The 881-nt window shown below is 70.4% G+C and carries 1 pseudogene; it reads right to left on the bottom strand.

Features of this window, described 5'->3' with window-relative positions:
- Positions 1-138 precede the first annotated feature (138 nt).
- Positions 139-881, bottom strand: a pseudogene (locus tag ABEA26_RS36545) (hypothetical protein); the annotation flags it as partial.

Here is an 881-nt window from a genome sequence, read left to right as displayed (position 1 = left end):
GTAGGACACCGCCGAACAATCTTTGGAAAGGACCCCTGGTCCCCAGCGTACAGCTGGGGGCCAGGGGTCCTTTCGTTTTTCCAGGACGCACCGGGTACCCGGCTGCGTGAGAATGACCTGCAGTACCGAAGACAGGAGTCACCGATGTCCACCAACTCTCCCGACGACCGACCGGAGCGCGACCAGCGGCGACGGGACAGTGGTGACCGTGGTGACCGGAGCGGTCCGCGCGGCGACCGTGGTGGGTTCCGCCGTGACAGCCGTGGAGATGACCGCGGTGGGCAGCGCGGTGGCTTCCGGCGGGATGACCGGCGTGACGACAGCCGTGGTGGTGGCGGGTACGGGCGTCGTGACGACCGTGACCGTGGTCCGCGTCGTGACGAGCGGGGTGGCGACCGTCCGTCCTTCCGTCGTGACGACCGCGGTGACCGTGGTGACCGCCCCTCCTTCCGTCGCGATGAGCGGAGTGGGGACCGTCCTTCCTTCCGCCGGGATGATCGCGACGAGCGGGGTGGCTTCGGCCGGCGCGACGACAGCCGTGGAGATGACCGCGGTGGGCAGCGCGGTGGCTTCCGGCGGGATGACCGGCGTGACGACAGCCGTGGTGGTGGCGGGTACGGGCGTCGTGACGACCGTGACCGTGGTCCGCGTCGTGACGAGCGGGGTGGCGACCGTCCGTCCTTCCGTCGTGACGACCGCGGTGACCGTGGTGACCGCCCCTCCTTCCGTCGCGATGAGCGGAGTGGGGACCGTCCTTCCTTCCGCCGCGATGATCGTGACGAGCGGGGTGGCTTCGGCCGGCGTGACGACAGCCGTGGTGGTGGCGGGTACGGGCGTCGTGACGACCGTGACCGTGGTCCGCGTCGTGACGAGCGGGGTGG

The organism is Streptomyces marokkonensis, from assembly GCF_039539045.1.
Classification (GTDB): Bacteria; Actinomycetota; Actinomycetes; order Streptomycetales; family Streptomycetaceae; genus Streptomyces; species Streptomyces marokkonensis.
The sequence above is the reverse complement of the archived record's forward strand: the minus strand, read 5'-3'. Positions and strand labels throughout refer to the sequence as shown.